Source organism: Streptomyces sp. B3I8, assembly GCF_030816915.1.
GTDB lineage: Bacteria > Actinomycetota > Actinomycetes > Streptomycetales > Streptomycetaceae > Streptomyces.
Genome location: NZ_JAUSYN010000002.1, coordinates 3,203,919 through 3,230,607, shown reverse-complemented (window position 1 = coordinate 3,230,607; position 26,689 = coordinate 3,203,919). Strand labels below are relative to the sequence as shown.

27 protein-coding genes and 2 pseudogenes are annotated in these 26,689 nt (G+C 70.5%); 19 read left to right on the top strand and 10 right to left on the bottom strand.

From position 1 onward, the window contains the following. The first annotated feature begins 213 nt into the window (after positions 1–213). The 4 genes from QFZ64_RS16360 (at position 214) to QFZ64_RS16345 (ending at position 2,734) form a co-directional block, all read left to right on the top strand. Complete coding sequence (locus tag QFZ64_RS16360; protein WP_373430616.1) at positions 214–696, top strand: lamin tail domain-containing protein; 483 nt, start codon at positions 214–216, stop codon at positions 694–696. 180 nt (positions 697–876) lie between these two features. After that, on the top strand, positions 877–1,728 hold the full coding sequence (locus QFZ64_RS16355; RefSeq protein ID WP_307066430.1) for a helix-turn-helix domain-containing protein: 852 nt from the start codon (positions 877–879) through the stop codon (positions 1,726–1,728). A gap of 29 nt (positions 1,729–1,757) precedes the next feature. Continuing rightward, on the top strand, positions 1,758–2,135 hold the full coding sequence (locus tag QFZ64_RS16350; RefSeq protein ID WP_307066428.1) for a nuclear transport factor 2 family protein: 378 nt from the start codon (positions 1,758–1,760) through the stop codon (positions 2,133–2,135). A 164-nt stretch (positions 2,136–2,299) separates the two neighbouring features. After that, on the top strand, positions 2,300–2,734 hold the full coding sequence (locus QFZ64_RS16345; protein ID WP_307066426.1) for a hypothetical protein: 435 nt from the start codon (positions 2,300–2,302) through the stop codon (positions 2,732–2,734). 13 nt (positions 2,735–2,747) lie between these two features. On the opposite strand, the gene QFZ64_RS16340 is transcribed toward QFZ64_RS16345, so the two are convergent. Both QFZ64_RS16340 and QFZ64_RS16335 read right to left on the bottom strand, forming a co-directional pair. Then, positions 2,748–3,233, bottom strand: coding sequence for a DUF4265 domain-containing protein (locus QFZ64_RS16340; RefSeq protein ID WP_307066424.1), 486 nt, complete (start codon positions 3,231–3,233; stop codon positions 2,748–2,750). A 929-nt stretch (positions 3,234–4,162) separates the two neighbouring features. After that, on the bottom strand, positions 4,163–4,558 hold the full coding sequence (locus QFZ64_RS16335) for a hypothetical protein (protein WP_307066422.1): 396 nt from the start codon (positions 4,556–4,558) through the stop codon (positions 4,163–4,165). Positions 4,559–4,935: 377 nt separating this feature from the next. Between QFZ64_RS16335 and QFZ64_RS16330 the strand changes: the two genes are divergently transcribed. The 4 genes from QFZ64_RS16330 to nrtS all read left to right on the top strand — a co-directional run bounded on the left by QFZ64_RS16330 (position 4,936) and on the right by nrtS (position 6,640). Next, on the top strand, positions 4,936–5,097 hold the full coding sequence (locus QFZ64_RS16330) for a hypothetical protein (protein ID WP_307066420.1): 162 nt from the start codon (positions 4,936–4,938) through the stop codon (positions 5,095–5,097). Next, a complete protein-coding gene (locus tag QFZ64_RS16325; protein ID WP_307066418.1) occupies positions 5,094–5,393 on the top strand; it encodes a sulfurtransferase TusA family protein in 300 nt (99 codons plus the stop codon). Before QFZ64_RS16330 ends, QFZ64_RS16325 begins: the two co-directional genes overlap by 4 nt. 327 nt (positions 5,394–5,720) lie before the next feature. After that, positions 5,721–6,344 (top strand): DUF1326 domain-containing protein, encoded by a 624-nt coding sequence (locus QFZ64_RS16320; protein ID WP_307066416.1) that lies wholly within the window; start codon positions 5,721–5,723, stop codon positions 6,342–6,344. A 77-nt stretch (positions 6,345–6,421) separates the two neighbouring features. Then, the gene (gene nrtS / locus QFZ64_RS16315) at positions 6,422–6,640 is read left to right on the top strand and encodes a nitrate/nitrite transporter NrtS (protein ID WP_307066414.1); all 219 of its coding nucleotides are present in this window, start codon (positions 6,422–6,424) and stop codon (positions 6,638–6,640) included. Between the two features lies 1 nt (position 6,641). Here nrtS and QFZ64_RS16310 read toward each other — a convergent pair whose 3' ends face one another. Next, positions 6,642–7,466, bottom strand: a complete 825-nt coding sequence (locus tag QFZ64_RS16310; RefSeq protein WP_307066412.1) for a DUF2182 domain-containing protein — start codon at positions 7,464–7,466, stop codon at positions 6,642–6,644. A gap of 250 nt (positions 7,467–7,716) precedes the next feature. Between QFZ64_RS16310 and QFZ64_RS16305 the strand changes: the two are divergent. Beyond that, positions 7,717–7,845, top strand: a pseudogene (locus QFZ64_RS16305) (DUF1326 domain-containing protein); the annotation flags it as partial. After that, positions 7,845–8,345: pseudogene (locus QFZ64_RS16300) on the top strand (tyrosine-type recombinase/integrase); the annotation flags it as partial. The pseudogenes QFZ64_RS16305 and QFZ64_RS16300, both read left to right, overlap by 1 nt. Before the next feature lie 762 nt (positions 8,346–9,107). On the opposite strand, the gene QFZ64_RS16295 reads toward QFZ64_RS16300, so the two are convergent. Continuing rightward, entirely contained in the window at positions 9,108–9,869 is a 762-nt protein-coding gene (locus QFZ64_RS16295; protein WP_307066410.1) for a phosphoglyceromutase, read from the bottom strand. Positions 9,870–10,066: 197 nt separating this feature from the next. Between QFZ64_RS16295 and QFZ64_RS16290 the strand changes: the two genes are divergently transcribed. Then, a complete protein-coding gene (locus QFZ64_RS16290; RefSeq protein ID WP_307066408.1) occupies positions 10,067–11,395 on the top strand; it encodes an MFS transporter in 1,329 nt (442 codons plus the stop codon). A 91-nt stretch (positions 11,396–11,486) separates the two neighbouring features. On the opposite strand, the gene QFZ64_RS16285 is transcribed toward QFZ64_RS16290, so the two are convergent. Continuing rightward, positions 11,487–11,639, bottom strand: coding sequence for a hypothetical protein (locus tag QFZ64_RS16285; protein ID WP_307066405.1), 153 nt, complete (start codon positions 11,637–11,639; stop codon positions 11,487–11,489). 266 nt (positions 11,640–11,905) lie between these two features. Beyond that, positions 11,906–12,595 carry a phosphate signaling complex protein PhoU gene (phoU, locus tag QFZ64_RS16280; protein WP_307066403.1) on the bottom strand — a complete coding sequence of 230 codons (690 nt, stop codon included), beginning with the start codon at positions 12,593–12,595 and terminating at the stop codon, positions 11,906–11,908. Between the two features lie 198 nt (positions 12,596–12,793). Here phoU and QFZ64_RS16275 point away from each other — a divergent pair, with 198 nt between their 5' ends. Both QFZ64_RS16275 and QFZ64_RS16270 read left to right on the top strand, forming a co-directional pair. Beyond that, positions 12,794–14,290 (top strand): cell wall metabolism sensor histidine kinase WalK, encoded by a 1,497-nt coding sequence (locus tag QFZ64_RS16275; RefSeq protein WP_307066401.1) that lies wholly within the window; start codon positions 12,794–12,796, stop codon positions 14,288–14,290. Then, positions 14,287–14,967: a response regulator transcription factor gene (locus QFZ64_RS16270; protein WP_307066399.1), complete on the top strand. Its 681-nt coding sequence runs from the start codon at positions 14,287–14,289 to the stop codon at positions 14,965–14,967. Before QFZ64_RS16275 ends, QFZ64_RS16270 begins: the two co-directional genes overlap by 4 nt. A 226-nt stretch (positions 14,968–15,193) precedes the next feature. Here QFZ64_RS16270 and QFZ64_RS16265 read toward each other — a convergent pair whose 3' ends face one another. Next, on the bottom strand, positions 15,194–15,868 hold the full coding sequence (locus QFZ64_RS16265) for a DUF461 domain-containing protein (protein WP_307066398.1): 675 nt from the start codon (positions 15,866–15,868) through the stop codon (positions 15,194–15,196). A gap of 760 nt (positions 15,869–16,628) precedes the next feature. Between QFZ64_RS16265 and QFZ64_RS16260 the strand changes: the two genes are divergently transcribed. From QFZ64_RS16260 to QFZ64_RS16235, 6 genes are all read left to right on the top strand, one after another. Then, positions 16,629–17,111 (top strand): CarD family transcriptional regulator, encoded by a 483-nt coding sequence (locus QFZ64_RS16260; protein WP_003953493.1) that lies wholly within the window; start codon positions 16,629–16,631, stop codon positions 17,109–17,111. Between the two features lie 601 nt (positions 17,112–17,712). Next, a complete protein-coding gene (gene ispD / locus QFZ64_RS16255; protein WP_307066396.1) occupies positions 17,713–18,552 on the top strand; it encodes a 2-C-methyl-D-erythritol 4-phosphate cytidylyltransferase in 840 nt (279 codons plus the stop codon). Further along, a complete protein-coding gene (gene ispF, locus QFZ64_RS16250) occupies positions 18,542–19,069 on the top strand; it encodes a 2-C-methyl-D-erythritol 2,4-cyclodiphosphate synthase (protein ID WP_307066394.1) in 528 nt (175 codons plus the stop codon). Before ispD ends, ispF begins: the two co-directional genes overlap by 11 nt. A gap of 165 nt (positions 19,070–19,234) precedes the next feature. Beyond that, positions 19,235–20,635 (top strand): cysteine--tRNA ligase, encoded by a 1,401-nt coding sequence (gene cysS / locus QFZ64_RS16245; protein WP_307066392.1) that lies wholly within the window; start codon positions 19,235–19,237, stop codon positions 20,633–20,635. A 219-nt stretch (positions 20,636–20,854) separates the two neighbouring features. Further along, the gene (gene rlmB / locus QFZ64_RS16240; RefSeq protein WP_307066390.1) at positions 20,855–21,796 is read left to right on the top strand and encodes a 23S rRNA (guanosine(2251)-2'-O)-methyltransferase RlmB; all 942 of its coding nucleotides are present in this window, start codon (positions 20,855–20,857) and stop codon (positions 21,794–21,796) included. Positions 21,797–21,928: 132 nt separating this feature from the next. After that, complete coding sequence (locus QFZ64_RS16235) at positions 21,929–23,680, top strand: DoxX family protein (RefSeq protein ID WP_307066388.1); 1,752 nt, start codon at positions 21,929–21,931, stop codon at positions 23,678–23,680. A gap of 170 nt (positions 23,681–23,850) precedes the next feature. Here QFZ64_RS16235 and QFZ64_RS16230 read toward each other — a convergent pair whose 3' ends face one another. From QFZ64_RS16230 to QFZ64_RS16220, 3 genes are all read right to left on the bottom strand, one after another. Then, positions 23,851–24,582 (bottom strand): nucleotidyltransferase family protein, encoded by a 732-nt coding sequence (locus QFZ64_RS16230; protein ID WP_307066385.1) that lies wholly within the window; start codon positions 24,580–24,582, stop codon positions 23,851–23,853. Between the two features lie 75 nt (positions 24,583–24,657). Beyond that, a complete protein-coding gene (locus tag QFZ64_RS16225; RefSeq protein ID WP_307066383.1) occupies positions 24,658–25,113 on the bottom strand; it encodes a hypothetical protein in 456 nt (151 codons plus the stop codon). Positions 25,114–25,437: 324 nt separating this feature from the next. Further along, positions 25,438–26,574: an ABC transporter ATP-binding protein gene (locus tag QFZ64_RS16220; protein WP_307066381.1), complete on the bottom strand. Its 1,137-nt coding sequence runs from the start codon at positions 26,572–26,574 to the stop codon at positions 25,438–25,440. Positions 26,575–26,689: the final 115 nt, after the last annotated feature.

Genomic DNA, 26,689 nt, shown 5'->3' with positions numbered 1-26,689 from the left:
ACCTGACGCCGTCATCTCATAGATGGACGTTGCAGGCGAGGGTCACGAAAATATGGACAAGGTGTAACACAACGTCCATGTCGGGTTCATGCGGTGCCCTTCGAGAGCACTGTGGGGACGTGCGGCCGGCCGGTCGCACTCGCACATCGCACCGTTCCCGTCTGCGGCCCGAGGCCGTGGGCGAGGCGTGCCCGCACCATGCAGGGGGAACCTGTGTCCAATTCCGCTCCCGCTTCCGCTTCCTTCGCCCCCCGTCGTCTCGTCGCCGCCGCGCTCGCGGCGGGGGCACTGCTCGGAGTGGCGGCGCTGCCGGCGTCCGCCGCCGACCACGCGTTCCCGCAGCGCCAGCAGGTTCAGATCACCCACGTGAGGTTCGACGCCCCGGGCCGGGACGACGGCGACAACCGCACCCTCAACAAGGAGTGGGTGGAGATCTCCAACAGCGGTCGCCACGGGGTCAACCTGAACGGCTGGACGCTGTCCGACGAGAGCGGCCGCACCTACACCTTCCGTCACTACCGTCTGGAGGGCCGCTCGACGGTGCGCGTCCACACCGGACGGGGTTACGACACCCGCCATGACGTGTACCAGGACCGTCGGCACGAGGTCTGGGACGAGCGCGACACGGCGACCCTGCGCAACGACCGCGGTCACCGCGTCGACAGCGTCTCCTGGGGGCGCGGCCGCCGCCACTGACGCGACGGCCGGGATCCGGCAGACGTGAGGAACGAGTGACGAACGAAGCTCCCTGCCCGCGGAGGTGCCGCGGGCAGGGAGCTTCCGTGCGACGGCCCGGCGGCCACGTCGTCGCGCTCGGTCACCACGCGGCGGCCACGTCGCGGCCATCCCGTCGTCGCGGTGCGGCAGACTGGATCCATGGGGGCACACGAACTCGGGGCGGCGCTGCGGGAGTTCCGTGACCGCACCACCCCCTCCGCGGTCGGACTGCCGTCCGGCGGACGCCGGCGGGCCCGAGGCCTGCGCCGGGAGGAACTCGCCGAGCTGGCCGACGTCTCCGCGGACTACCTCAGACGCCTGGAGCAGGGGCGTCGCCGCCCGTCTCCCACCGTCGTGACCGCCCTGGCCCGCGCACTGCGGCTGAGCGAGGCGGAGTACGAGCGGCTCTGCGCGCTGGCCGGACACGCCGCGGCCGACGGACAGGTACCGCACGTGACCGGGGCGGGCGCCATGCGCCTGCTCGAACGGCTGGGGAACACCCCGATGTGCCTGTGCGACGCGGCGTGGAACGTGGTCGGCTGGAACGACGCGTGGGCCGCACTGCAGTGCGGGGAGCCGACCGCGAGCCCCTGGGACCACAACCTGGCGTGGCGGATCTTCGGCGACGCCCCCAGCAGGGTCCACCGCACCGCCGAGTACGCGACCGGCTTCGAGGCGCTGCTCACCGGGCGGCTCCGCACCGCTTTCCTGCGCTATCCGGCGGACGACTCCCTCGCCGCGCTCGTCGACGAACTGCGCGGCACCAGCGCGTCGTTCGACGGCCTGTGGCGCACCGCGCGGACCACCGGCGCGCAGGAGGACCGTTCCGTACTGAGTCATCCGGACGTCGGTGACATCACGCTCGACTGCGACCTGCTCGCCGTCCCGGACGGCGACGCCGTCGCGATGATCTTCACTGCACCGCCGGGCTCCGTGGGCGCGGGGCGGCTGCACGAGCTGGTCGGTGACCGCGCCGCCGACGCCGTCGGGGGCCAGACAGGCCCAGGCTGACCGGCTTCCCGGCTGGCATCGTCACGGGCATGAACGAGAAGACGACGTCCCAGACCATCCTGAGCCGCATGCAAAAGGCCATGAACGCCCATGACCTGGATGCCTTCGCCGACTGCTTCGCCGAGAACCTCCGCTCCTACCAGCCGCTGCACCCGCAGCGGGGCGTCATCGACCACGCGAAGATGCGGGAGAACTGGGGCGGCCTGTTCGCCCACGTCCCCGACCTGGTGGCGGCCGTCCGGCGGTCCGTCGTGGACGGCGACCAGGTGTGGGCCGAGTGGGAGATCGGCGGCACCACAGTGGAGAACACGCGCTACCTGTCGTGCGGCGTCACCATCCTGACCCTCGAGAACGACCGGATCGCCTCGGTCCGCTTCTACTTGGACAACGTGGACATGGCCGACTAGGGCAGGCCGTGCGGACCGGATCGCGGGAGGAGGGGGAGAGGGCCCCGGCAGCAGCCACTGAGCCAACGCCGCACTCACCGGTCCGAGTTGCCTCACCTCGCCACCACTACCGAAAAGTGGAAAAATAGTACATACAATGTGATCTCGATAGAAGGGGCTGAATCATGCCTCTCCCGAACGGAAGATTCAGACTGCGCAGTTATCAGCACAACGGTCAGTGGCTCTTCGTCTCGAACGACATGGAAGGCCCCGACCATGTTCTGGAAGGTCACCCCTTCCCCGACGAGTTCCGCGACCAGTTCGAGGCCCACCCCGACGGCAACGGCGGCGTCCGCCTCTTCAACCCGGCAACGGACTGCTACGTCTTCGTATCCAACGACGTGCGCGCGGGCGACCGGGTGGTGGAGGCGCACCCCTTCGAGCACGAGCCCCGGAACAGCCTGTTCCCCAACCAGCAGTCGGAGGGCAGCTGGACGTTCTGGAGCGCCGACGCGCAGGGCTTCCTGTTCCTCTCCAACGACCAGAAGGGCGGCGACTACGTGATCGAATCGCACCCACCGGACGAGGTCCGCAACCGCTTCTTCGCCGAACCCGTCTGACAGGCCCGCCGCCTCATCCTTGGGCGGCGGCCCGCCACCACTCGGTGACGCATCCCTCTTCCACGGCCCACCACTCCCGCGCCACACCGCGGTCGAGCAGCCGCCGCACCTTGGCGATATCAGCGGCGGGCGGAACATCCAGAGCGACCATGCGGAACCGCTCGACGCCCTCCCCGTACACCCCCAGCGCGTGGAAGGCGTCGATCACACTCTGCCGTGCGGCTCCGGAACCGCCGTCACGGAACACGATGAGACGGATGGTGCAGTTCTCCGAACCCCGCACCACCGTGCCGGCCCATCGCACACCCTCCTCATCGGCGTCGGTGGCCACGATGTCCCCACAGGCGATGCCACGGACGAACCAAGGAACATTGTCGAGCCGCGCGGTCCCGTCCCCCTGATCGACCGCCCACAGACTCTCCACCGACACCGGGGGCCAGTCGTCCTCGATCTCAAGCCGAAAGTGCACCTTCACGTGAGACCCCTGGCTGTTCGGCATGGTCCCAGAATGCCCACCCGGCCCAGGCTGCCCCACCCTGCCCGAGTGCGACGCCGGCCCAGCCCCACCAGTAAGCCCCCGATCCGCCAGGAAGCAGCAGGTCGGGGGCTTACTGGTGTGCGCTTACTTCTTCTTGCCCTGGGTCTTTCCGGGGATCTTGGTGAGCTGGGTTTTTGCAGGTCGGGGGCGGTGGGCTCGTGCGCCTGGTGGTCGTCGTTGGTCGTCATTGGCCATCATTGAGCGGCCTCGGACGGCCCAGAGACGGCCCAGCCAACCTGATGGGTAGGCGTCATCCTTCAGGACTCCGCCGGCGTCGGCCGCCGCCGCGCAGCCACTCGAACCAGCTCACGAGGAACCACCACAGTCGCCACAACCGACCTCTTCGGCGTGGCCGTCGTACAGGACTGGGCTGTGGATGTGAGCGTGTGAGACGTGGGGACGGGGCACGGAGTCTGGGTGCTCGGCCACGCCGCCCGCCCCCATGCAGATGGCAGAACCCGTTCCGCCCTGCCCTGTTCCGGCATGCTTGCCCTCGTCGTGTTACTCCAGCACAGCGCCCCATGCGCGGAGTGTGGCAGAGGCGAGGGAGACCTGTCCCCGAGTGACGACGTTTGTCTTACATGCGGTCCGTCTGAGCCTCAGCCACCGACAGTCAGCTACGACGGTGGGTGGGCCGACCGACCAGGCGCGCGTGTGTCTCGCTGAACCCACACTGGCCTCGGCCACGCTGCTGAGTTTGCCCGTCGACCAGAGCAAGCCGCGCCGGCGGACGCGCGGGGCCGAGACCTTGGGGAGAGGACTGCTTCGTCCCGAAGCAACTTGGGTGAGGGCGGCGCCTTGGGCTGGTGCGCTTCTCACCTGCACTGATGGTCCGCTGAAGTCCGCGCTCGTCCGCCGTTGTTCGTCGGCGTTGTCACGCAGTTAGACACTCACGCATGCTGCCCACCGCTCAGCAAACGCAGGTCGTTCGAGACCATTACCTGAGCGAGGCGTCCGGCGATGGCCACGACTTCGGGCCAGGCTGATGCCTGAAGGTACTCAGCGTCGGTGTCGTGGGGTGCCTCCGCGGCGGCAGCGTTGAGCGCGACGCCGAGTGCCCGCATGAGGGCTACCTCTTCCTCCGTTCTCAAGCTGATGCCGAGAAACCGCTCAGGCTCATCGGCGTCACAGAAGTCATCGAAGAGCGTGTGGAAGGCGTGGTCGATGTTCTCGAACTTCGAAGGGTCGAGCCACACGTCCCGCTGCCACGGTGGATTGGCCAAAGCCAAGACCACAGGTACGACGTGGACGCGGTGATTCGCCATGACTTGGGCTTCTGCGCTCACGAGCCTGAGCCTAGCGACTGCACCTTCAGAAGGCGCTGGTGTTTTCAGGAGCACCACTTTAGGAGAGAGGCTGGGGCGTAGGGCCGGTGACCTGGGGCTTCGATGACTGGTGAGCCACCCACCAACTCGACCGCTAGGCATTCTCGTTGACCGCGGCTGACCCCCACTTCTGGCACGGCAGTGGCACGAACCTCAGCCGACGACAGCCAGCCACGACGGCGCCGGCCGATCAGGTGCGCGTATGCCTCGCTGCACCCCCGCCGACCTTAGTACTCCAGCTGTAGATCGTGATCCTCATGGTTGTTGGGCGCCTTGGCCGCTGGTGGCGGCTGACGCGGGCTCGGACCTGTTGTCGACGGCGCGGTCAGACCAACGGAGTGAGTGCATGGGTTCACCGCCTGCTGACGCCCGCCAATTGCGTCCTCGCCCACGACGCGGTCCGCCTGCTCGCCGCCCGAGGCCGCCGCGCGCAGCGGCTGGCCGACGGCATGCTCGAATGGCGCCTGGCCGAGCTTCCCGTCGAGACCTGCGCCGCGTGACCACCGCACCCGAGACCGGACGACTGCTGGTCGACGGCACCGGCATGCTCTGCGTCACCCTCCTGTTACACCTGCGCGAGCGCATCCGGGACGCCGCGCCGGACACGATCGTGCACGTCATCGTCACCGATCCGGCTGCTCCGCTCGACCTGCCCGCCTGGTGCCACCTGACCGGCCACAGCTACCTCGGCCTTCTCCCACGCCATCGCACCGACCAGACGGTTTACGCCCTGCGGATCGCCGCAGACGCCGCACCTACCCGCTCTGGCGCACCCTGGCACCGAGCACCGAGCTGACCGCCCCTCGCGGACGCTCGACCAGCATCCGCCGTCCCCGCGCCGTTGATCGCCGCCGACCCGGGGAACGGCGCAAAGGCGTCGCCTTCCCGCCCCGGGGCACACCGCATCCCGCTGCGGTTTACAGCCGGGGCGCAGCGTGTCTAGCGTGGAAGTCCAGTGCTCCTCGGCTCACCGCTTGGAGCGGAGTGCCCATGATCCGTTCATCCGCGTTGCCCACCCGATCGTCCCTGACGGGTCGGCCGGGGGATCGCGGACGGCTCTGCGCGCGCTCCCCTCCGGTCGGCCCGATTCCATCGGACTCACCAGGGGGCAGAGGAGTACCAAATGACGTACAGCATCTCCGGGCACTATATCGCGGGCTGTTCATGCGCCGTGATATGCGGGTGCCCTGTGGACGCGCAGCCCAGGGACGCGCGGGGCGGCACCGAGTGCCGTGGCACCGCGGTGTTCCACATCGCCGACGGGAGGTTGGACGAGGTCGATCTCTCAGGGGTCGACTTCGCGTTCTACAACCTCTTCCCGTCGAATCTGACGGCCGGTGACTGGAAGGTCGGCGTCGTGATCGACACCGCTGCCAGCGATGCGCAGGCCGATGCCGTCGGGCGGATCCTCTCCGGTCAGGAGGGCGGCCCGTTCGGCGAGCTCGCACAGTTCATCGGCGAGTTCCTCGGTACCGAGCGCGGTGCGGTCTCGCTCTCCGGCGGCGAGCAGCGGGGCCTGAGCGTCGAGGGGCACACTCAGTTGACGTACGAGCCGCTGCGTGGCGCCGACGGCACGCCGACCACCGTGACGAACGCGATGTTCGGATTCGCCCCCGAGTACGGGATCGGCAAGGCCACCGGCAGCTCGGACGCCTTCGGCCTGAGCTACGAGCCGAGCTACGGAGAGGAGGCCGACTTCGTCTTCGCCAGCGAGCAGGAGGCCGGAGCACCCATGGCAAGGGCGTGATCGGCTCACGAGTAACGCGGGGGGATCCGACGAGCTCCCCGCGGACCGGCGACGAGCGTCCGAGGCTGCTGGAGACGGTGTTCTCCGCAGCCTCGCTGGCCAAGTGCGTGCCGATCGCAGTGGTCGTCGGCACGCTGCTGTCGCTGGTCAACCAGGGTTCGGTGCTGTTCGCCGGTTCGGCCACGGCCGTGACCTGGATGCGGGTGCTGGTCAACTACCTCGTGCCGTTCTGCGTCTCCAGTGCCGGCTTCTTCGGCAGTCGGCGCGCCATGTGGCGCGAGCAGCACCGCCGCTGACTCACATCGACGGCATCATCGCTCCGCCGGAGGGCTGCAGCCCCAGCAGCAGCCAGTCCTGGAAGGGCGCGAGCACCGCCAGCACCAGGAACGCCACGCCCATGACACGGGCCAACTGCGGGCCCCGGTACCAGAGCTTCTCCAGGAAGATCAGCGCCGCGAGCCCGGCCATCGCCGCGATGTTCATGACTCCGAGCGGGATCAGCACCACCATCAGCGCCCAGCAGCAGCCCAGGCAGTACGCGCCGTGGTGCAGTCCCACCCGCAGGTCCCGGACCGCCGGGCGGTAGGAGGCGTAACGCATCAGCTGGGCTATCGGGCTGCGGCAGTGCCGCAGACAGATGTTCTTGAGCGGGCCCAGCTGGTACAGCCCGGCGAGCGCGAAGGCGGCTGCGCCGATCCACTTCCCGGCCTCCGGATGCCGGTCGACCAGGTCGCCGGTGAGCGCCAGTCCGCCGTACGCGAGCAGCCCGAAGGCCGTCCAGACGAGCAGATAACCGCCGAGGAACTCCGTGGTGCGCACGGCACGGGTGAGGCCGCCGGACTGCCGCGTGATGCCCTTCGCCCAGGTCACCGCGACGGGAGCGACGGACGGCAGCATCATGGCCGCCATCATGGCGACCCACAGCAGCAGGAACAGCGGCAGCGCCATCCCCATCGTGCCCGGCTCGATCCCCATGTCCAGCGCCTGGCCCACGGTGAGCACCCAGGCTAGGGCGGCGATCACGACGATCAGCGACCACGCGACGGCGAGATCCCGCGCTGGCAGCAGCACCCCAGGCCGCAACGGATGGTCGTTGGTGACGGAGCGCTGAATGGTTCGCATGGTGCTCTCCTACCGGACCCTTCCAGGACACCACGGATCCCGGCACCGCAAAACCCGGGCAGGCGCCGCTGGGCATGCTTCGGTCAGGAGCACAGGATGGAAAGGAGGGAGGATGCCCGGTCCGGTCCGGTCGCCGGGCACACAGGGGGATCCGGGACCCACCGGGCCGGGCCGTGAGGAGTGAGAGCAATGGCAGAGACAGCGGCGCCGACGGGTCCCTGCGTGGCATGTCGCAGGCGACTGGTTCGACGTGTGCAAGTGCAACATCCCGTGTCCGTGCTCGTTCGCCCAGCCACCGACGTACGGTGACTGCGACGGCGTCCTGGTCTGGCACATACGCGAGGGCAACTACGGAGACGTCCGGCTGGACGACCTTAACGACTGAAACTGAGCCGCAGTAAGGCGGTGTTCGCCCCGCCCAAGGGCGGCAAGCTCCGGGACGTGCCACTTCCGGGCCCGGTCGCCGATGCGCTTCGGGCGCACATGAGGGAGTTCCCGCCGGTCGAGATCACCTTGCCGTGGAAGGTGGCCGACGGGCCCGCGGTCATCAAGCGACTCCTCTTCACCGGGCCGCGCGGTGGGCACGTCTGGCGGACGTCGCTCAACGAGGAGGTGTGGAAGCGGGCGCTCGCCTCGGCCGGTGTGATCCCGGAGCGAGAGCCGGGCGGGTCGTACGCCGAGTCACGCGAGAACGGCATGCACGCGCTCCGCCACTTCTACGCCTCGGTGCTCCTGGACGCGGGCGAGAACATCAAGGCCCTCGCCGAGTACCTCGGCCACTCGGACCCGGGCCTGACGCTCCGGGTGTACGCACACCTCATGCCCTCCAGTCAGGAGCGCACCCGTAAGGCCGTAGCTGCCATCTTCCAGGCTCGGTAGACGCTACATTGGCAGTAATATTCTGCTGCAGCGTTTAATGCGGCACTATAAGTGCTCGCTGCAGATTTTGCAGCGGAACTATTAGTGCTGGCTGGGTAGCTAATTATGGGAATATTGGTGCTGGATAAGTGTTAGGCGCGGCATTATTAGTGCTCAGTAGAGCTTGGTTGGGTGTTCGTTAGGTGGCGCCCTGGATGCCTTGGTGCCTGCGGTGTCGCGTGGATCAGTTGCGAACAGAGGCCTCCGTAGGCCCGTTCGAAGCGCTGGGGAGCGGGGGTGGCGGGCCAAGGGAGGTCCGCCCCTGTTCCCCATAACGTCCTGTTGCTAGCTCACGGGAAACGTCTTTGAGTGTTCCCCTCCTCGCGCGGATTGGAATCTCGCGGAACAGGCGAGTAATGTCTGCCACCGATATGGCGGAGGGGCCGCCCGGCCAGGGGTGACCCCTCCTTTCCATCGGCACACTCATTACTCACCGCATTGGAGAACTTATGAACCGCATGGAGAAGTCAATGGTGCCACGGCGCCGCCTTCGCATCGACCTCACCCCCCGGGAACTTCCGTTCGGCCTCATCGGCGGTTGCGGGGCAGGGTTCAGTCTGTGGTCCGGGACCCACTCTGCCGTTGTGCTGCCGCTGGCGTTCCTGGTGTCCATCCGAGTGATCATCCGACTCATCTAGCCTGACGGCCCAGAGACGGCCCAGCCCCGCCAAAAAGCCCCCGCCCCGCGAAGAAACCGCAGGTCGGGGGCTTGCTGGTGGCGCGTTACTTCTTCTTGCCCTGGTTCTTGACCGCCTCGATGGCTGCTGCCGCTGCCTCGGGGTCGAGGTAGGTGCCGCCGGGGTTGAGGGGCTTGAACTCGGCGTTCAGGTCGTAGGACAGGGGGATGCCCGTCGGGATGTTCAGGCCTGCGATGTCGGCGTCCGAGATGCCGTCCAGGTGCTTGACCAGGGCGCGGAGGCTGTTGCCGTGGGCGGCGATCAGGACCGTGCGGCCGGTGAGGAGGTCGGGGACGACCGAGTCGAACCAGTACGGGAGCATGCGTGCGACGACGTCCTTCAGGCACTCCGTGCGCGGACGCAGCTCCGGCGGGAGCGTGGCGTAGCGGGGGTCGGAGAACTGGGAGAACTCGGCGTCGCGGTCGAGCGGGGGCGGCGGGGTGTCGTAGGAGCGGCGCCAGAGCATGAACTGCTCCTCGCCGAACTCCGCGAGCGTCTGCGCCTTGTCCTTGCCCTGCAGGGCGCCGTAGTGACGCTCGTTCAGGCGCCAGGAGCGGTGCACCGGGATCCAGTGGCGGTCGGCCGCCTCCAGGGCGAGCTGCGCCGTGCGGATCGCGCGCTTCTGGACGGACGTGTGGACCACGTCGGGCAGCAGGCCGGCGTCCTTGAGCAGCTCACCGCCGCGGACCGCCTCCTTCTCGCCCTTCTCGTTGAGGTTGACGTCCACCCAGCCGGTGAACAGGTTCTTCGCGTTCCACTCGCTCTCGCCGTGGCGGAGGAGGATCAGCTTGTACGGTGCGTCGGCCATGCCTTTGAGCGTAATGGACGCCCTTGGAGGGGTGCGTGCGGTGGTCGGCAGGTGGACGCCGGGGTGGTCTGCGGGCGGGTTTTTATTTCGGTGGCCCGGCGGGGCCGGTGCGCGTAAGGTGTGCTGGCGGAGTTCGACACTTACCTCGGCTGTCGACGCCCGCACCGTCGTCCGTCCGTACGTTCGTGGGGGAGTCCATGTCAGTCGCCGGTCTGAGTCGCGCCGCGCGCGAGGCCGTCTCCGGTATGCCGCGCGCCTTCTGGTGGCTGTGGACCAGCACGCTGGTCAACCGGCTCGGAGCCTTCGTCGCCACGTTCATGGCGCTGTACCTCACCGTCGACCGTGGCTACTCCGCCTCGTACGCCGGACTCGTCGCCTCCCTCTACGGGTTCGGCGGCGTCGTCTCCTCGATCGGCGCCGGAGTGATGACCGACCGTCTCGGACGGCGGCCCACGCTGCTCATCGCCCAGTCCTCCACCGCGTTGTCCGTCGCCCTGCTCGGCTTCATGCGCGACCCCGTCGCCATCGCCGCCGTCGCCTTCCTGGTCGGCATGGCGAGCAACGCCTCCCGGCCCGCCGTGCAGGCGATGATGGCCGACATCGTGCGGCCCGAGGACCGCGTCAGGGCGTTCTCCCTGAACTACTGGGCGATCAACCTCGGGTTCGCCGTCTCCTCCGCCGGCGCCGGATTCATCGCCGAGGTCAGTTACCTCGCCGGGTTCCTGATCGAGGCGACGATGACCTTGGCCTGCGCGGTCGTCGTCTTCCTCAAGCTGCCCGAGTCACGGCCCGCACCGGCCGACGGAGCAACGGCCAAGGGCGATGCCGTCCGGCTCGGGACCGTGCTGCGCGACCGGCGGTACATGGGCGTCGTCACACTGTCCTTCCTGGTCGCCCTCGTCTTTCAACAGGGCGCCGTCGGGCTGCCCGTGGCCATGGGTGCGGCCGGGTTCACGCCCGCCGACTACGGTCTCGCGATCGCCGTCAACGGCGTGCTCATCGTCGCCCTGCAGATACCCCTGACCCGCTTCATCGTCCACCGGGACGCCGGCAGGCTGCTCGTCGTCTCCTCTCTCCTCGCCGGGTACGGGTTCGGGCTCACCGCCTTCGCCGGGTCGGTGGGTGTCTTCGCGCTCACCGTGTGCGTCTGGACGGTCGGCGAGATGATCAACGCGCCCACCCAGACCGGCCTCGTCGTCCGGCTGTCACCGATCCACGGGCGCGGGCGGTACCAGGGCGTCTACAGCCTGTCCTGGTCCGTGGCCGCGCTCGTCGCCCCCCTGATGGCCGGGTTCGTCATCGACCACCTCGGCGCGCGGTGGCTGTGGGGCCTGTGCGCGGCGGTGGGCACCGTCGCGGCCCTCGGCTACGGCGCCCTGATGCGACGCCTCCCCGAGGAGGAGCCGACGGTCACGGTCACCGGAGTGGAGCTGGTGGAGTCGGTGGAGCAGACGGAGCCGGTGGAGCAGACGGGGCCGGTGGGGCAATCGAAGCCGGCGGGGCCGCTGGGGCAACCGGTGGAGTGACGCGGTCGGCCCAGCGACTGGAGTCGGTGGTGCGGGCGCAAGGTGGTGCGGTGCGCCCCTCACCCCCGTGCGCGGTGCCGGTCCGGTGCCCTCAACCGCACTGGCAGGGTGCGCCGGACTGGCAGCCGCAGCCGCACCCGCTGCCGCAGCCGCAGGCGGCTATCAGGGGAAGGCCGATGACCTCGGCCTGCGTCCGGGTCTCGCGTTCCTGGGTGGGGTCGGGCGTGCTGGGGGATTCGGGCATGGGTCTCGGTCCCTCCTCGTTGCCGCGGTGGCGCGGTCGCCGCGACGGGCCGGTGCCCGCGCTGCTGCCCAGTGCATGCCCGGTCCGTCGGGCGCATCAACGGCGCACGGAGGCGTTCGCACACCTACGCGACCGTCGCGCGCCCCCCGCGTGGAGGTTCACGCCCATCGCGTGGAGATGGGCGCCCGTGGCTCGCGTCGTCGGTGCGGTGCGGGAAACCTCGGCCGTTGGCGCGGGAGGCCTCAGCCCTCGGTACAGGGCGGTCCTCAGGCCCCGTCGACCCCCGTCACCGGCTGGATGTCCGCCTGGATCTCGTCCGCGTGCTCACCCGTCACCAGGTACACCACCCGCTTCGCGACCGACACCGCGTGGTCCGCGAACCGCTCGTAGTAGCGGCCCAGCAGGGTGACGTCGACCGCCGTCTCGATGCCGTGCTTCCAGCGGTCGTCCATCAGGTGCTGGAAGAGCGTGCGGTGCAGCAGGTCCATGTCATCGTCGTCCTGCTCCAGCTGCATCGCCAGATCGACGTCCTTGGTGATGATGACCTCCGCCGCCTTCGCCATCAGGCGCTGCGCGAGCTGGCCCATCTCCAGGATCGTCGCGTGCAGGTCGTGCGGGACCGCGCGCTCGGGGAAGCGCAGCCGCGCCAGCTTCGCTACGTGTTGGGCGAGGTCGCCGGAGCGCTCCAGGTCCGCCGACATCCGCAGGGAGGTCACGACGATCCGCAGATCGGTCGCCACCGGCTGCTGCCGGGCCAGCAGCGTGATCGCCCGCGCCTCCAGCTCGTGCTGGAGGTCGTCGACCTTCTTGTCGGCCTCGATCACGCTCTCGGCCAGCTTCAGGTCGGAGTCGAGGATCGCCGTCGTGGCGCGCCCGATCGCCGACCCGACGAGCCGGGCCATGTCGACCAGGCCCTCGCCGATCGAGTCCAGTTCCTCGTGGTACGCGTCCCGCATCAGGTCTTCCTCTCACTTCGGCCGACGGGGTGCCGGAGCCCGGTGAACCCCACGCTCCCACGTTCCGGGCCGTACGCGTCCGTTTCCGGCATCCCAGATGAACCATCCCTGGCCCCAAGGTGAACTCTGGGCGACGAGTGTTCGAGGTCGCACCCGGACGGCTGTGGCCGGGGCCGAATCCGTGCCTAACCTGGTCGCATGGACGTGAACGCGGCGGTCGCCGCAGCGGCAGCGATCGCCGGAGTGCTCACCGGTGTCATCGCCATGCTGGCGTTCCGCTGGAGCGAACGCGACCAGGCGCGCCCCACCCGCTCCTCCCTGCACACCGACACCGTCCTGCCGCCCGGCGTGGACACCGTACTGTCCGTGCTCCGCTCGTCGGCGGTCGTCCTCGACGAGGCCGACGCCGTCGTCAAGGCCAGCTCCGCCGCGTACGCCCTCGGGCTGGTCCGGGGCGGCGAGCTGGCCGTGGAGCCGATGCTTCAGATGGCCCGCGACACCCGGCGGGACGGTGAGATACGACAGGTCGAACTGGACCTCGCCCAGCGTGGTGGCGGACGCGGCGAGGCCCTCGCCGTCTCCGCGCGCGTGGCGCCCCTCGGCTCGCGGCTGGTGCTGCTCCTGGTCGAGGACCTCACCGAGGCCCGGCGCATCGAGGCGGTGCGGCGCGACTTCGTCGCCAACGTCAGCCATGAGCTCAAGACCCCCGTGGGCGCGCTCTCCCTCCTCTCCGAGGCCGTCCTGGACGCCCGGGACGACCCGGAGGCGGTGGAGCGGTTCGCCGGCCGCATGCAGGTCGAGGCCACCCGGTTGACCAACCTGGTCCAGGAACTCATCGACCTCTCCCGCGTGCAGAACGACGACCCGCTGGAGGACGCCGAGCCGGTCCGCGTGGACGAACTCGTCGCCGAGGCGATGGACCGCTGCCGGCACGCCGCCGGGACGAAACAGATCACCATGGCCGCGGGAGGCACCGCCGACCTTTATGTCTGGGGGCACCGGGGCCAGCTCGCCGCCGCCCTCGGCAACCTCGTCGAGAACGCCGTCAACTACTCACCCGCCCGTACGCGCGTCGGCATCGCCGCGCGCCGGGTGAACGCGCCCGGCGGCGATTTCATCGAGATCGCCGTCACCGACCAGGGCATCGGCATATCCGAGAAGGACAAGGAGCGCGTGTTCGAGCGCTTCTACCGTGTCGACCCGGCCCGCTCGCGGGCCACCGGAGGCACCGGTCTGGGTCTCGCGATCGTCAAGCACGTGGCCGCCTCGCACGGCGGGGAGGTCACGGTGTGGAGCTCGGAGGGACAGGGCTCCACCTTCACCCTCCGGCTCCCGCGGGCGGGTGCGACCCGCGACCGCGCGCAGGGGCCGCCCCGAAAGCCCGAGCGGGCCGGTCATCCGCCCGTCACGGCCACCTACGAGGACGCCGCCGGCGACGACACCGCCGTCGGGCGTTCGAACAGGACCGACGGGGCCGACAGGATTGACGGGACCGTCGGGACCCACAAGGCCACCGACGGAACCTACGAACCCGACGGCACCGAAGGCACCGACGGGACCGGCGACAGCGTCGACGCCGGCCCTCCCGTCCCCCACGATCGTCTCGACGACCTCCGCGGCCTCGATGGAGAGGCCCGACGGTCCATCGCACCATCCCCATACGCACCGCTCACCGCCCCGGAGGTCCTTCCGTGACCCGAGTGCTCGTCGTCGAGGACGAGGAGTCCTTCTCCGACGCCCTGTCCTACATGCTCCGCAAGGAGGGCTTCGAGGTCGCCGTCGCGGCCACCGGGCCCGACGGCCTGGACGAGTTCGAGCGCAACGGCGCCGATCTCGTCCTGCTCGACCTGATGCTGCCGGGACTTCCCGGCACCGAGGTCTGCCGTCAGTTGCGCGGGCGCTCCAACGTCCCCGTGATCATGGTGACCGCCAAGGACAGCGAGATCGACAAGGTGGTCGGCCTGGAGATAGGCGCCGACGACTACGTCACCAAGCCGTTCTCCTCGCGCGAGCTGGTCGCGCGCATCCGCGCGGTGCTGCGGCGCCGCGGGGAGCCGGAAGAGGTCGCTCCGGTGGCGCTGGAGGCCGGGCCGGTGCGCATGGACGTCGACCGGCACGTGGTCACGGTCTCCGGAGCCAAGGTCGACCTGCCGCTGAAGGAGTTCGACCTGCTGGAGATGCTGCTGCGCAACGCGGGGCGCGTGCTCACGCGGATGCAGCTCATCGACCGGGTGTGGGGAGCGGACTACGTCGGAGACACGAAGACGCTCGACGTCCACGTGAAGCGGTTGCGCGCCAAGATCGAGCCGGACCCGGGCGCCCCGAGATACCTGGTGACGGTCCGGGGCCTCGGCTACAAGTTCGAGCCGTAGGCCGCACCGAGGCCTGCCCCGCCGCGGTCCGTCGACCGCGGCCTGTCGCACGAGTTCCCCGCGCCCCGGGAAGAAAGGGGCGCGGGGAACTCGTGCGTTCTGCGGGTCTTGCGGGCCTCGCGGAACTCGCGGGTTTCGCCGGACTCGGTGCAAGCGGTGGGGGACGGCGGAGGCCCCCTGCCCGGCGCACCGAGCCGACGCTCCGGCTACTGGGCCGACGCTCCGGCTACTGGGCCGACGCGCTCGACGACGCGGAGGAGGACGCCGAGGACGAAGCCGAGGAAGACGTCTTGGGCTTCTTCGGCGTGGACCCGGAGGCGCCCTCGGCCGACGCCGAGGAAGAGGCCGACGTGGACGCCGATGCCGTACCGCCGCCCGGCGGCACGGGGACGCTGCTCGGCCCCCACTTGCTGAAGTAGCTCTCGGCCGGCACGACGAACGCCTTGAGGCTTACGGCCCCGGTCTCGCTGAACGTGAAGGTGAGCTTCTGCGCGTCGCCGTCCCGTACCGCCTCGCGGCCGCTGTTCAGCACCGCCGCGGCGTTCCCCTGACCACCGAGGACGAGCGAACCGTGGGCCGGAACGGTGACCTTGCCCTTGCCCTTGGCGGGCGAGAGGGCGGCGGCCCCGCCACCGTCGAGCGCGACGGAGTCCAGCGTCTGGGGGGTGTCGCTCCCGTTGAACACGGTCGCCGAGATGGCGGCCGGGCCGGTGTCCTTCGGGTCGGGCTGGGTGATGACCAGCGCGTTCTGCACCTTGATGGGACCGACGCTGATCGCCGCGTTGTCCGGCTTGACCTCCAGCGTCTGGGCGTTGTTGCCGGCACCGCACGCGGCGAGCGAGGCGATCGAGAACGCGATGGCGGCGGCGGCGAAGGCGCCGCGTCGAAGGCTGCTGCTCACGGCGGCGGCAACTCCTTGAACGTGGGCGGAACAGGACGGCTGCCTGAATAAAGCCGTCCTAAGCATCTGTCAGCGGGCCTTAGGTTACCGAGGGCCTCCCGACCCGCCGCACCCGACCCGCCCCTCCGGGCCCGCCACCTGCTTCCGGCCGCTCCGGCGCCCGCTCCCGGCGGCTCGACACGCGCTTCCGGCCGCTCCGGCGGACCGGTGCGGGGGGCCGGCGTGCGGAAGTTGTTGCACGGTCGATCGTTCCGTCTCCACGGCCGGCCGTTCCGTGCTCGGCGGGCATTCGTGAAATCACGAGAACCACTCCCGTCACGGTTAACCGCCGCTATACCCCGCGCCAATTCCGTAACGCGGCCGGTGACTCCTGTCGTCCTTGACTCCGTACTCCGCGCCGTACTCCTTGAGTGCTACTTGATCGCACCGCCATCACCCGTTCGGCCTGTCTTGATCAATTCCTGATTCGTCTTGTATCCGGGTGCACATCACCGAACGGAGTAGCGATTGTCGATCATCTGGAGACGGACATATATGGATGTTCCGCCCCTGGTCACCGGCTTCCGGGTGGTGTGACGGGCGTGTTTCGTCCCACCCGCACAGCCGCTCCGACCTGCGAATACCTGGCCCCGTTCGCCACCCGCAGCACGTTCCGGTTGCGCTTGTCAAGCCCTGAGATGTGCCCTGACCTGCGAAAACGCCATTCAGAAGACGTCGTTTCCGTGTTACCCTGGATAGCCACGGAAGGGGTACCTGTCACATGACGTTCAAGGTTGGCGACACCGTGGTCTATCCCCATCACGGGGCCGCGCTGATCGAGGCTATCGAAACTCGCCAGATCAAAGGCGTGGACAAGACCTACTTGGTGCTCAAGGTCGCCCAGGGCGACCTGACGGTGCGTGTGCCAGCGGACAATGCGGAGTTCGTCGGCGTGCGTGATGTGGTCGGTCAGGACGGACTGGACCGGGTCTTCGAGGTGCTGCGCGCGCCGTACGCCGAGGAGCCCACGAACTGGTCGCGTCGTTACAAGGCAAATCTGGAGAAGCTCGCGTCCGGCGACGTCATCAAGGTCGCCGAAGTGGTGCGCGACCTGTGGCGCCGTGAGCGTGAGCGCGGACTCTCCGCAGGTGAGAAGCGCATGCTCGCCAAGGCCCGGCAGATCCTGGTCAGTGAGCTCGCCCTCGCGGAGAACACCAACGAGGACAAGGCCGAAGCCCTGCTCGACGAGGTCCTCGCGTCCTGACGCACGGTCCTCGCGTCCTGACGCACGGTCCTCGCGTCCCGACGCCGGCCGCGTCCTGACGCAACAACGCACATCCGTGCCGCCCTCCAGGCGGGACGAACGGCCCGGCGGACCGTACATGTGAGATGCCGCGGTGCCCGATGACGCAACAGCTGTCGCCGGGCGCTGCGGCATGTTCGTAACCTGACCCACACTCCTTGCCTGCTTGCTCCCTGCGCCGCCGTTGCCCTGTGCGTACCAACGCGCCGCGAACCCATGCCGACCTGCCCGTACGGATCCGCTCGGGCGGAGCGGGAGCCGTCCCGGACACGGACGCAGAAGCTGACGCGGGCAGCGCTTCGCCCGGCCGGCGTGCCGTGGGTGGGGCGCGGGGCGGCTGTCGTACGCCGTCAGGGGTGGTCCCGGACCCCGGTGTTTCGGGAGAGGCGGCTTCCCCCCGATACTGAGCGTGCCGAGCGGGCAGCCCGCTCGACCGGATGTCACGGAAGGGTCCGGTCGAGGCGCGCACCCGGCACTCCCCCAGCCTTCGGCGCTGCTCGGGCAGGGGGTACCCCCAGGGCCATACCCACCCCGGTGGAGCACACAAACCTGACAGGAACCGATGTCCGACGAATCGCGCCCCTCGTCCTCAGACGCCTCCCCGTACGCCGCCGATCCCGCCCGGCAGACGGCCGATTCGGCCGATTCGGCCGCGCGGACGCCGGGGTCGAGCCGTCCCGCACCCCGCGTGGCAGCGGTGATCCCGGCCGCCGGCCGAGGTGTACGGCTCGGTCCGGGCGCCCCCAAGGCGCTCCGTGCGCTGAGCGGCACACCCATGCTCATCCACGCCGTAAGGGCGATGGCCGCCTCCCGTGCCGTCCAGCTCGTCGTCGTGGTCGCCCCGCCCGACGGTGCCGCCGAGGTCAAGGCCCTGCTCGACGCGCACGCCCTGCCCGAGCGCACCGACTTCGTCGTCGTCCCCGGTGGGGAGAGCCGCCAGGAATCGGTGCGGCGGGGCCTGGACGCGCTGCCGCCCGGCCACGACATCGTCCTGGTGCACGACGCGGCCCGGCCGCTGGTGCCCGTGGACACGGTGGACGCCGTCATCGAGGCCGTACGGGACGGCGCACCGGCCGTCGTACCGGCGCTGCCGCTCGCCGACACCGTCAAGGAGGTGGCGCCGGCGAGCGGACCGGGGGCGCCCGAGCCCGTGGTCGCCACGCCCGAGCGGTCCCGGCTGCGCGCGGTGCAGACGCCGCAGGGCTTCGACCGCGCCACGCTGGTGCGCGCGCACGAGACGGTGACCGGCGAGGTGACCGACGACGCGAGCATGGTCGAGCGACTCGGGCTCACGGTCGTGGTCGTGCCCGGGCACGAGGAGGCGTTCAAGGTGACGCGGCCGCTGGACCTCGTCCTCGCCGAGGCCGTCCTCGCCCGCAGGAGGCTCAACGATGGTTTCTGAGACGGGAGGGACACCGGACGTGCGCGACGCACAACAGGTCGTACTGCCGCGGGTCGGCATCGGGACCGACATTCACGCCTTCGAGGAGGGCCGCGAGCTGTGGTGCGCCGGTCTGAAGTGGGAGGGGGCGGGGCCCGGGCTGGCCGGTCACTCCGACGCGGACGTCGTCGCGCACGCCGCGTGCAACGCGCTGTTCTCCGCGGCGGGGCTCGGCGACCTCGGACAGCACTTCGGCACGGGGCGGCCCGAGTGGGCCGGGGCCTCCGGGGTGACGCTGCTGGCCGAGGCGGCACGGATCGTGCGGGCCGAGGGGTTCGTGATCGGCAACGTGGCGGTGCAGGTCGTGGGGGAGCGGCCGAAGGTGGGCAAGCGGCGCGAGGAGGCCCAGCGGGTGCTGGGCGAGGTGGTGGGGGCGCCGGTCAGCGTCTCCGGCGCGACGACGGACGGCCTCGGGTTCCCCGGACGCGGGGAGGGGCTGATGGCGGTGGCGACGGCGTTGGTGGCGCGCGTGGTGTGAGCGCGCGCCCGGCAGGCTGAGCCCGGGGCGTGCGCCCCAGCCCTGGGCGCGCGCCCAGAGGCCCGAAGGCCCCCGCGGACGGGATCGCCGCCGCCCGTTCACGAAAACGCACAGCTTGGGCAGAATGGGCGTGGGGCACTCCCCACGGCCCACTACCCTGGTGGGGTGACCATTCGTCTGTACGACACCAGCGCCCGGCAGATCCGTGACTTCGTCCCGCTCACACCGGGTTGTGTCTCGATCTACCTGTGCGGTGCCACCGTGCAGGCGGCCCCGCACATCGGGCACATCCGCTCCGGGCTCAACTTCGACATCCTGCGCCGGTGGTTCGCGTACCGCGGGTACGACGTGACGTTCGTCCGCAACGTCACGGACATCGACGACAAGATCATCGCCAAGTCCTCCGACCAGGGCCGTCCCTGGTGGGCCATCGGCTACGAGAACGAGCGCGCCTTCGACGACGGCTACACCGCCCTCGGCTGCCTGCCGCCCACGTACGAACCGCGCGCGACCGGCCACGTCACCGAGATGGTCGAGATGATGCGCACGCTCATCGAGCGCGGGCACGCCTACGAGGCCGACGGCAACGTCTACTTCGACGTGCGCTCCTTCCCCGGCTATCTGGAGCTGTCCAACCAGGAACTGGACAACCTCCAGCAGCCCTCGGGGAGCGGCGAGACCGGCAAGCGGGACCCGCGCGACTTCGCGCTGTGGAAGGCGGCCAAGCCCGGCGAGCCGACCTGGGAGACCCCGTGGGGCCCCGGCCGCCCCGGCTGGCACCTGGAGTGCTCGGCGATGGCGCACAAGTACCTCGGCTCCGCGTTCGACATCCACGGCGGCGGGCTCGACCTGATCTTCCCGCACCATGAGAACGAGATCGCGCAGGCCAAGGCCTACGGCGACGAGTTCGCCCGGTACTGGCTGCACAACGCCTGGGTGACGATGAGCGGCGAGAAGATGTCCAAGTCGCTCGGCAACTCGGTGCTCGTCTCCGAGATGGTCAAGCGCTGGCGTCCGATCGTGCTCCGCTACTACCTCGGCACCCCGCACTACCGTTCGATGATCGAGTACAGCGAGGAGTCGCTGCGCGAGGCCGAGTCGGCGTTCGGGCGGATCGAGGGCTTCGCGCAGCGCGTGGTGGAGCTGGCGGGGGGCGTCGTCGAGCCGTCCGCCGAGGTGCCGCCGGCGTTCGCCGAGGCGATGGACGACGACCTGGGCGTTCCGCAGGCGCTCGCCGTCGTGCACACCACGGTCCGGCAGGGCAACAGCGCGCTGGCCGCCGACGACAAGGAGGCCGCCGTCGCCCGCCTCGCCGAGGTGCGGGCCATGCTCGGCGTGCTCGGGCTCGACCCGTTGGACGAGCAGTGGGCCGCCGCGGACGACCGGGGCGACGATCTGCACGGCGTCGTCGACACTCTCGTCCGTATGGTCCTCGACCAGCGGGAGGCCGCCCGCGCCCGCAAGGACTGGACCACCGCGGACGCCATCCGTGACCAGCTCGGCCAGTCCGGGCTGGTCGTCGAGGACGGCCCGCAGGGGCCGCGCTGGAGCCTCGGCCCGCGCTAGGCGCGGACTCGCCCGGCGCCGGCGCGGGCTCCGCGTCGGGGCGTGCTCCGCTTCGCGGGCGCTCCCCGTCGGCGGCGCTTCGTGCCGGGCGTGCTCCCGCGCACGCGCCTCGCAAGATCGATTGTGCCGTCCGGGCCTCCGGGCGGCACACTGCACAGACGTACGAACTTCATCGCGTGCGAACCTCATCGCACCGGCTCACGAGAGACAGGGCAGGTCATGGCAGCCAACAACCGCCGCATGTCCGGCAAGAAGGGCGCGCAGGTCGGCAGTGGCGGCCAGCGGCGCAAGGGCCTGGAGGGCAAGGGCCCGACCCCGCCCGCCGAGGCGCGCAAGGGCCACAAGAAGAACCGCATCGCCACCACCAGGGCCAAGCAGGCCGCGCGCCGCCCCGCACCCCGGGGGCGCGGCGGCAGGTCCACCTCCGAGCTGGTCGTCGGCCGCAACCCGGTCGTCGAGGCGCTGCGCGAGGGCGTGCCCGCGAACACGCTGTACGTCCAGCAGTTCATCGACAACGACGAGCGGGTGCGCGAGGCGCTCCAGCTCGCGGCCGAGCGCGGCGGCATCAACCTCATGGAGGCGCCCCGCCCCGAGCTCGACCGGATGACGAACGGCCTCAACCACCAGGGCCTCGTCCTCCAGGTGCCGCCCTACGAGTACGCGCACCCCGAGGACCTGGTCGGGGCCGCCCACGACGCGGGCGAGGACCCGCTGATCGTGGCGCTCGACGGCGTCACCGACCCGCGCAACCTGGGCGCCGTGGTCCGTTCGGTCTCCGCGTTCGGCGGGCACGGCGTGGTCGTGCCCGAGCGGCGCGCGGCGGGCATGACGGCGGGCGCCTGGAAGACGTCCGCCGGTACGGCCGCCCGTACGCCGGTCGCGCGCGCCACCAACCTGACGCGCGCCCTGGAGGCGTACAAGAAGGCCGGGATCGCGGTCGTGGGGCTGGCCGCCGACGGGGAGGCCGTGCTCGGCGACCTGAAGGCACTCGACGGGCCGGTCGTGATCGTCGTCGGCAGCGAGGGCAAGGGCCTGTCGCGGCTGGTCGGCGAGACCTGTGACGTGCGGGTACGGATTCCGATGCCCGGTGGTGCCGAGTCACTCAACGCCGGTGTCGCGGCCGGGATCGTGCTGTACGAGGCGGCGCGCCGCCGGGCCTGAGCGCCCCGAACGCCCGCACGACCGGTCACCTGATCCGGTCGAAGCGGGCGGGGTGGCCCACCTTGACGCGGTCCGGACAGATCGACGGGGCCAAAGCAGTGTCCTAACGACACGTCACTCGGTTAGATCAGTGTGGACACCAGAACACCCCGCACACCCTCGGGGGACCGAGCGTCGGGCTTCGGTACACCGGCCCCGGACGACACTCCCGCGCTGAGCATGGTGAAGGTGCCGAGCGATCCGGCGCAGGTCGTCGTCAACCACGCGAGTTTCCGCGTGGAACTGGGCGCGTCGACCCGGCGCGCCCGTTCGGCCGCCGTCGCACGGCACGTGAGCGCCATGCAGGGCGCCGTGCGCCCCGCGGGCCGGCCCGGCGATGCCCGGCGTCGCCCCGTCGTCTGGAGCGGCCGTTCGGCACCCGACGACACGGGCGCCCACCGGCTGCTGCAGGCCGTGCGGGCGGGCGGAGTACGCCACGGCGAGGAACCGGCGGGCGACGCCGGGTCGACACAGGTCATCCCCCGCGTCGACGCCTTCTCCGGGGACGGCGACACCGGCGCCTCGACCACGCGCACCCCGTTCGTCGGCGGCCCGCGCGTCCCCGACCCCGCCGTCGGCACCCGCCTGCTGCCGCAGATGCGGCGCGTCGAGAGCACGTACGACGAAGAGGCGTACGGGGACCGGGCGTACGGCGACGAGACGTACGGGAATTCCGGGTACGACACACCGGACGGCGACGGCTACCGCGCCGACGGCTATGACGGCGGCGACCACGGCGACGGGACCGCCGAGGGCACCGAGGACGAGGCGGCCGACCGCACCGGCCGGCACGCCGGCGCCACGCAGGCCGACGTGCGCCATGCCTACTACCCCGGCCGTCGCATGAACCTCGGCGTGGTGCTGCTGCCGCTGCGGGTCTTCCTCGGCTTCATCTCCGTCTACGCCGGCATGGGCAAGCTGTGCGACCCCGTCTACTTCGACGGCGGCGAGCGCGGCTCCATGGTCAAGTGGCTCAACTCCCTGCACCCCTGGGAGGCGGCCGAACCGCTGCGGCAGTTCGCGCTCCAACACCCGGTCGGCGCCGGGCTCGTCATCGCGTTCCTGCAGGTGCTCGTGGGCGTCCTGACCGTGCTGGGGCTGTGGCAGCGGGTCGCCGCGGTCGTCGGCGCCGGTCTCTCGGCGGCCCTCATCGTCACCGTGAGCTGGAAGACCGTCCCGGTCTACGACACGCCCGACATCATCTACCTCGCCGCCTGGTCCCCGCTGATCATCGCCGGGGCGCCCGTCTACTCGATCGACGGCCGCCTCGCCGCCGGGGCCTGGCGTCGGCTCGGCCCGCGCTCCGACATCTGGGACCTGCGCCGGTACGTGCTGCGTCGTGGCGCCCTGCTCACCGCCGTGGTCACCGGGTTGACGCTGCTGATCGGCTCGCTGCTCGGCGGTGCCGTGCGGGACGCCGACCGGGTCGTCGTGCCGGGGCCCGGCGAGGCGCCGCACAACGAGCAGCCCGGCTCCCCGCTGCCGAAGGCGCCCGGCGAGCGACACCGGAAGGTCAGCCCGTCGGCTTCCGCCGGGGCGCCGACGCAGGGCGCCACGTCCTCGCCGTCGCGGTCCGCCACGGCGCCCGGTGCGAGCCGGACGACGGGCGCGGTCACCGGCGGGCAGCCCAGCCAGACCCAGGGCACGGCCGGGCAGGCGCCGCCGCAGGACCGGGCACCGGCCCAGCGGGCGCCGAGCACCAGCGCCGGCCCGTCGACGGCGGGCGGTACGGGTGCCGCCGGCGGCGCCACGAGCGGCGGGACCGGCAGCACCGGGGGCGCCGGAGGCAGCGGTTCCGGCGGCTCGGGTGGCTCGGACCGGCTGGTGGGCGGGCTGCTGGGGTAGGGCCCATACGCCGTCCGCCGACCCTCACGCATACGACGAGAGCCCCGCGCATCGCCTGCGCGGGGCTCTCGTCGTGCGTCCCCGTATGCCTCCGCCCGCGCCTGTTTCCGCGAGGAGGGCGCGCGGCAGGGGGCGGCGCGGGGGAGGGTGTTCAGTGGGGGAGGGCGCGTTCAGTGGGGGAGGCTCGCCAGTTCCTTCGCGGCTTCCCGCAGGTCCTTCGCCGTGTCGATGGCACGCCAGTACGCGCCCTGCGGCAGCGGGAAGCCGGACAGGCGCCGCTCCCGGGCCAGCCGGGGGAACGTGGTGCGCTCGTGGTCGCCCCGTTCCGGCAGCAGCGCGGCGAACGCGGGGGAGAAGACGTAGACGCCGGCGTTGACCTCGAACGGGGACGGTGGCGCCTCGATGAAGTCCGTGATGTGGCCGAAGCCGTCCGTCTGCACGGCGCCCCAGGGGATGCGAGGGCGGGCCAGCGCGAGGGTCGCCACGGCGTCCCGCTCGGTGTGGAAGTCCGCCATGTCGCGCAGCGGGAAACGGGTCCAGATGTCGCCGTTGGTGGCGTACCAGGACCGGTCGGGGTGGGGAAGGTGCGCGGCGGCGTACTTGAGGCCGCCGCCTCGGCCGAGCGGCTCCGTCTCGACGACGGTGGTGACGGCGACGGGCAGGTCGGTGGAGTCCAGCCACTCCTGGAGAACCTCGGCAAGGTGCCCGCAGGAGACGACGACATCGCTCACGCCCGCCTCGGCGAGCCAGGTGAGCTGGTGGCCGATGATCGGCGTGCCCGTGCCGGGGATCTCGACCATCGGTTTGGGACGGTCGTCGGTGTACGGGCGCAGCCGGCTGCCCTGGCCGCCGGCCAGGATGACGGCTTGGCGAGGGCGGGAGGCGGTGGTCGGATCGGTCATGCCCCTAGGTTAGGCGGGCAGTTCCGCGCCCCTCGCGGGGCGCGGTGTCGATCCTGCGCCTCTGTGCGACTCCGCTCAGCCCTGGAACGCCGCCACCCCCGTGGCGAACGACGTGTCGCAGACCGGGCGGGCGTATGACTGGGCCCGGATAGGACCGTAGACACGCACCGCGGCGCGGCCCAGGGCACGGGCGATGGACGCGCAGTGCCTGGCAAGCGACGGGCGTTCGTCGACCGCCTGCTGAAGGTGGGTCAGCGCGACGGCCGGGTCCTTCTCCTGCATTTCGAGCAGGAGTCTGTCGCGCAGCGCATCCTGTGGCGCGCGGGTCCTGGCATGACCGGCGGGGCCCGACACCTCGGCGTCGGACGCGGCCAGCACCGAGTCGGTGGAACCGCCGGACCAGTTGACCCGGGTGACCGCGAGTGTTCCGGAGAGCACCATGACGACGGGCAGGACGAGGGCGAGGGAACGGCCGATCCGGCGGGCGGGGCCCGGACCGCGCCGTGTCCGCGGGGTAGTGGAGTGCTTCACGCGAGTGAGCGTAGCGTGCGGTGATGGCGTGGGAACATTCCGTCACCGGTTCGGGGGATGTCGAACCCGGGTTTTCTGGGTACGGGGTTGACGCACACGGCTCGAAACGTCCGGTCTGCCGGGGTCTTTCCGTGGCGCGTGAGAGCAGCGAAGAGGGCCCCGCAGCAGCCTGCGGGGCCCTCTTTCGTCATCTCGGGTGAATCGTCGTCCCGGGAGAAGCGTCACGAACGCCGGTTCCACGAACGCCGGTTCCACGGCGCCGGTTCCACGACGCCGCGGGCGCTCGCGGCCACGGTCGGCCGTGTCGGCCCGAGTCGGCCCGTCTCAGTCCGTCAGACGCTCGCCCGTCGAGGTGGAGAACACGTGGGTCTCGCCCGCCCGCGGCACGACGTGCAGCTGGGCGCCCTTGTCCGGCACCTGGCGACCGTTGACGCGGACCACCAGGTCCTTCGTCTCGCCACCGACCTCGGCGGCACCGTAGACGTAGCCGTCGGCGCCGAGCTCCTCCACGACGTTGACGGAGACGGCCAGGCCGGCGGGCGCGTCCTTGGACTCCTTGGACAGCGCGGCGGCGGCGGCGCCGTTCTGCTCGACGATGTCGAAGTGCTCGGGGCGGACGCCGACGGTGACCGTGCGGTCGCCCCGGTCGGCGGCGGCCTTCAGGGCGTCACGGTTGACCGGGACGACGCTGTTGCCGAACTTGACGCCGCCGTCGGTGATCGGGACCTCGACCAGGTTCATCGCCGGCGAGCCGATGAAGCCCGCGACGAAGAGGTTGGCCGGCCGGTCGTACATGTTGCGCGGCGAGTCGACCTGCTGGAGCAGACCGTCCTTGAGCACGGCCACCCGGTCGCCCATCGTCATGGCCTCGACCTGGTCGTGGGTGACGTAGACGGTGGTGATGCCGAGGCGGCGCTGCAGCGACGCGATCTGCGTACGGGTGGAGACACGGAGCTTGGCGTCCAGGTTGGACAGCGGCTCGTCCATGAGGAACACCTGGGGCTCACGCACGATGGCGCGCCCCATCGCGACACGCTGGCGCTGACCACCGGAGAGCGCCTTCGGCTTGCGGTCCAGGTAGTCCGTCAGGTCGAGGATCTTGGCGGCCTCCTCGACCTTCTGCCGGATCTCCGCCTTGTTGACGCCGGCGATCTTGAGCGCGAAGCCCATGTTGTCGGCGACGGACATGTGCGGGTAGAGCGCGTAGTTCTGGAACACCATGGCGATGTCCCGGTCCTTCGGCGGAAGGTGGGTGACGTCGCGGTCACCGATGCGGATGGCGCCGCCGTTGACGTCCTCGAGCCCCGCGAGCATGCGGAGCGAGGTGGACTTTCCACAACCGGACGGGCCGACCAGGACGAGGAACTCGCCGTCCTCGATGTCGATGTCGAGCGCGTCGACGGCGGGCTTGGTCGAACCCGGGTAGACACGGGTCGCCTTGTCGAACTGAACAGTGGCCATGGTGAATGGGCCCCCTTCTACCGGCAGGAACGTGCCGGACGATCCGTTGTGGAAGGTGGTGCGCCACTACGGCTGATTCCGTTGTGGTGTGGTCCACAGGAGTGAACTGGCACAG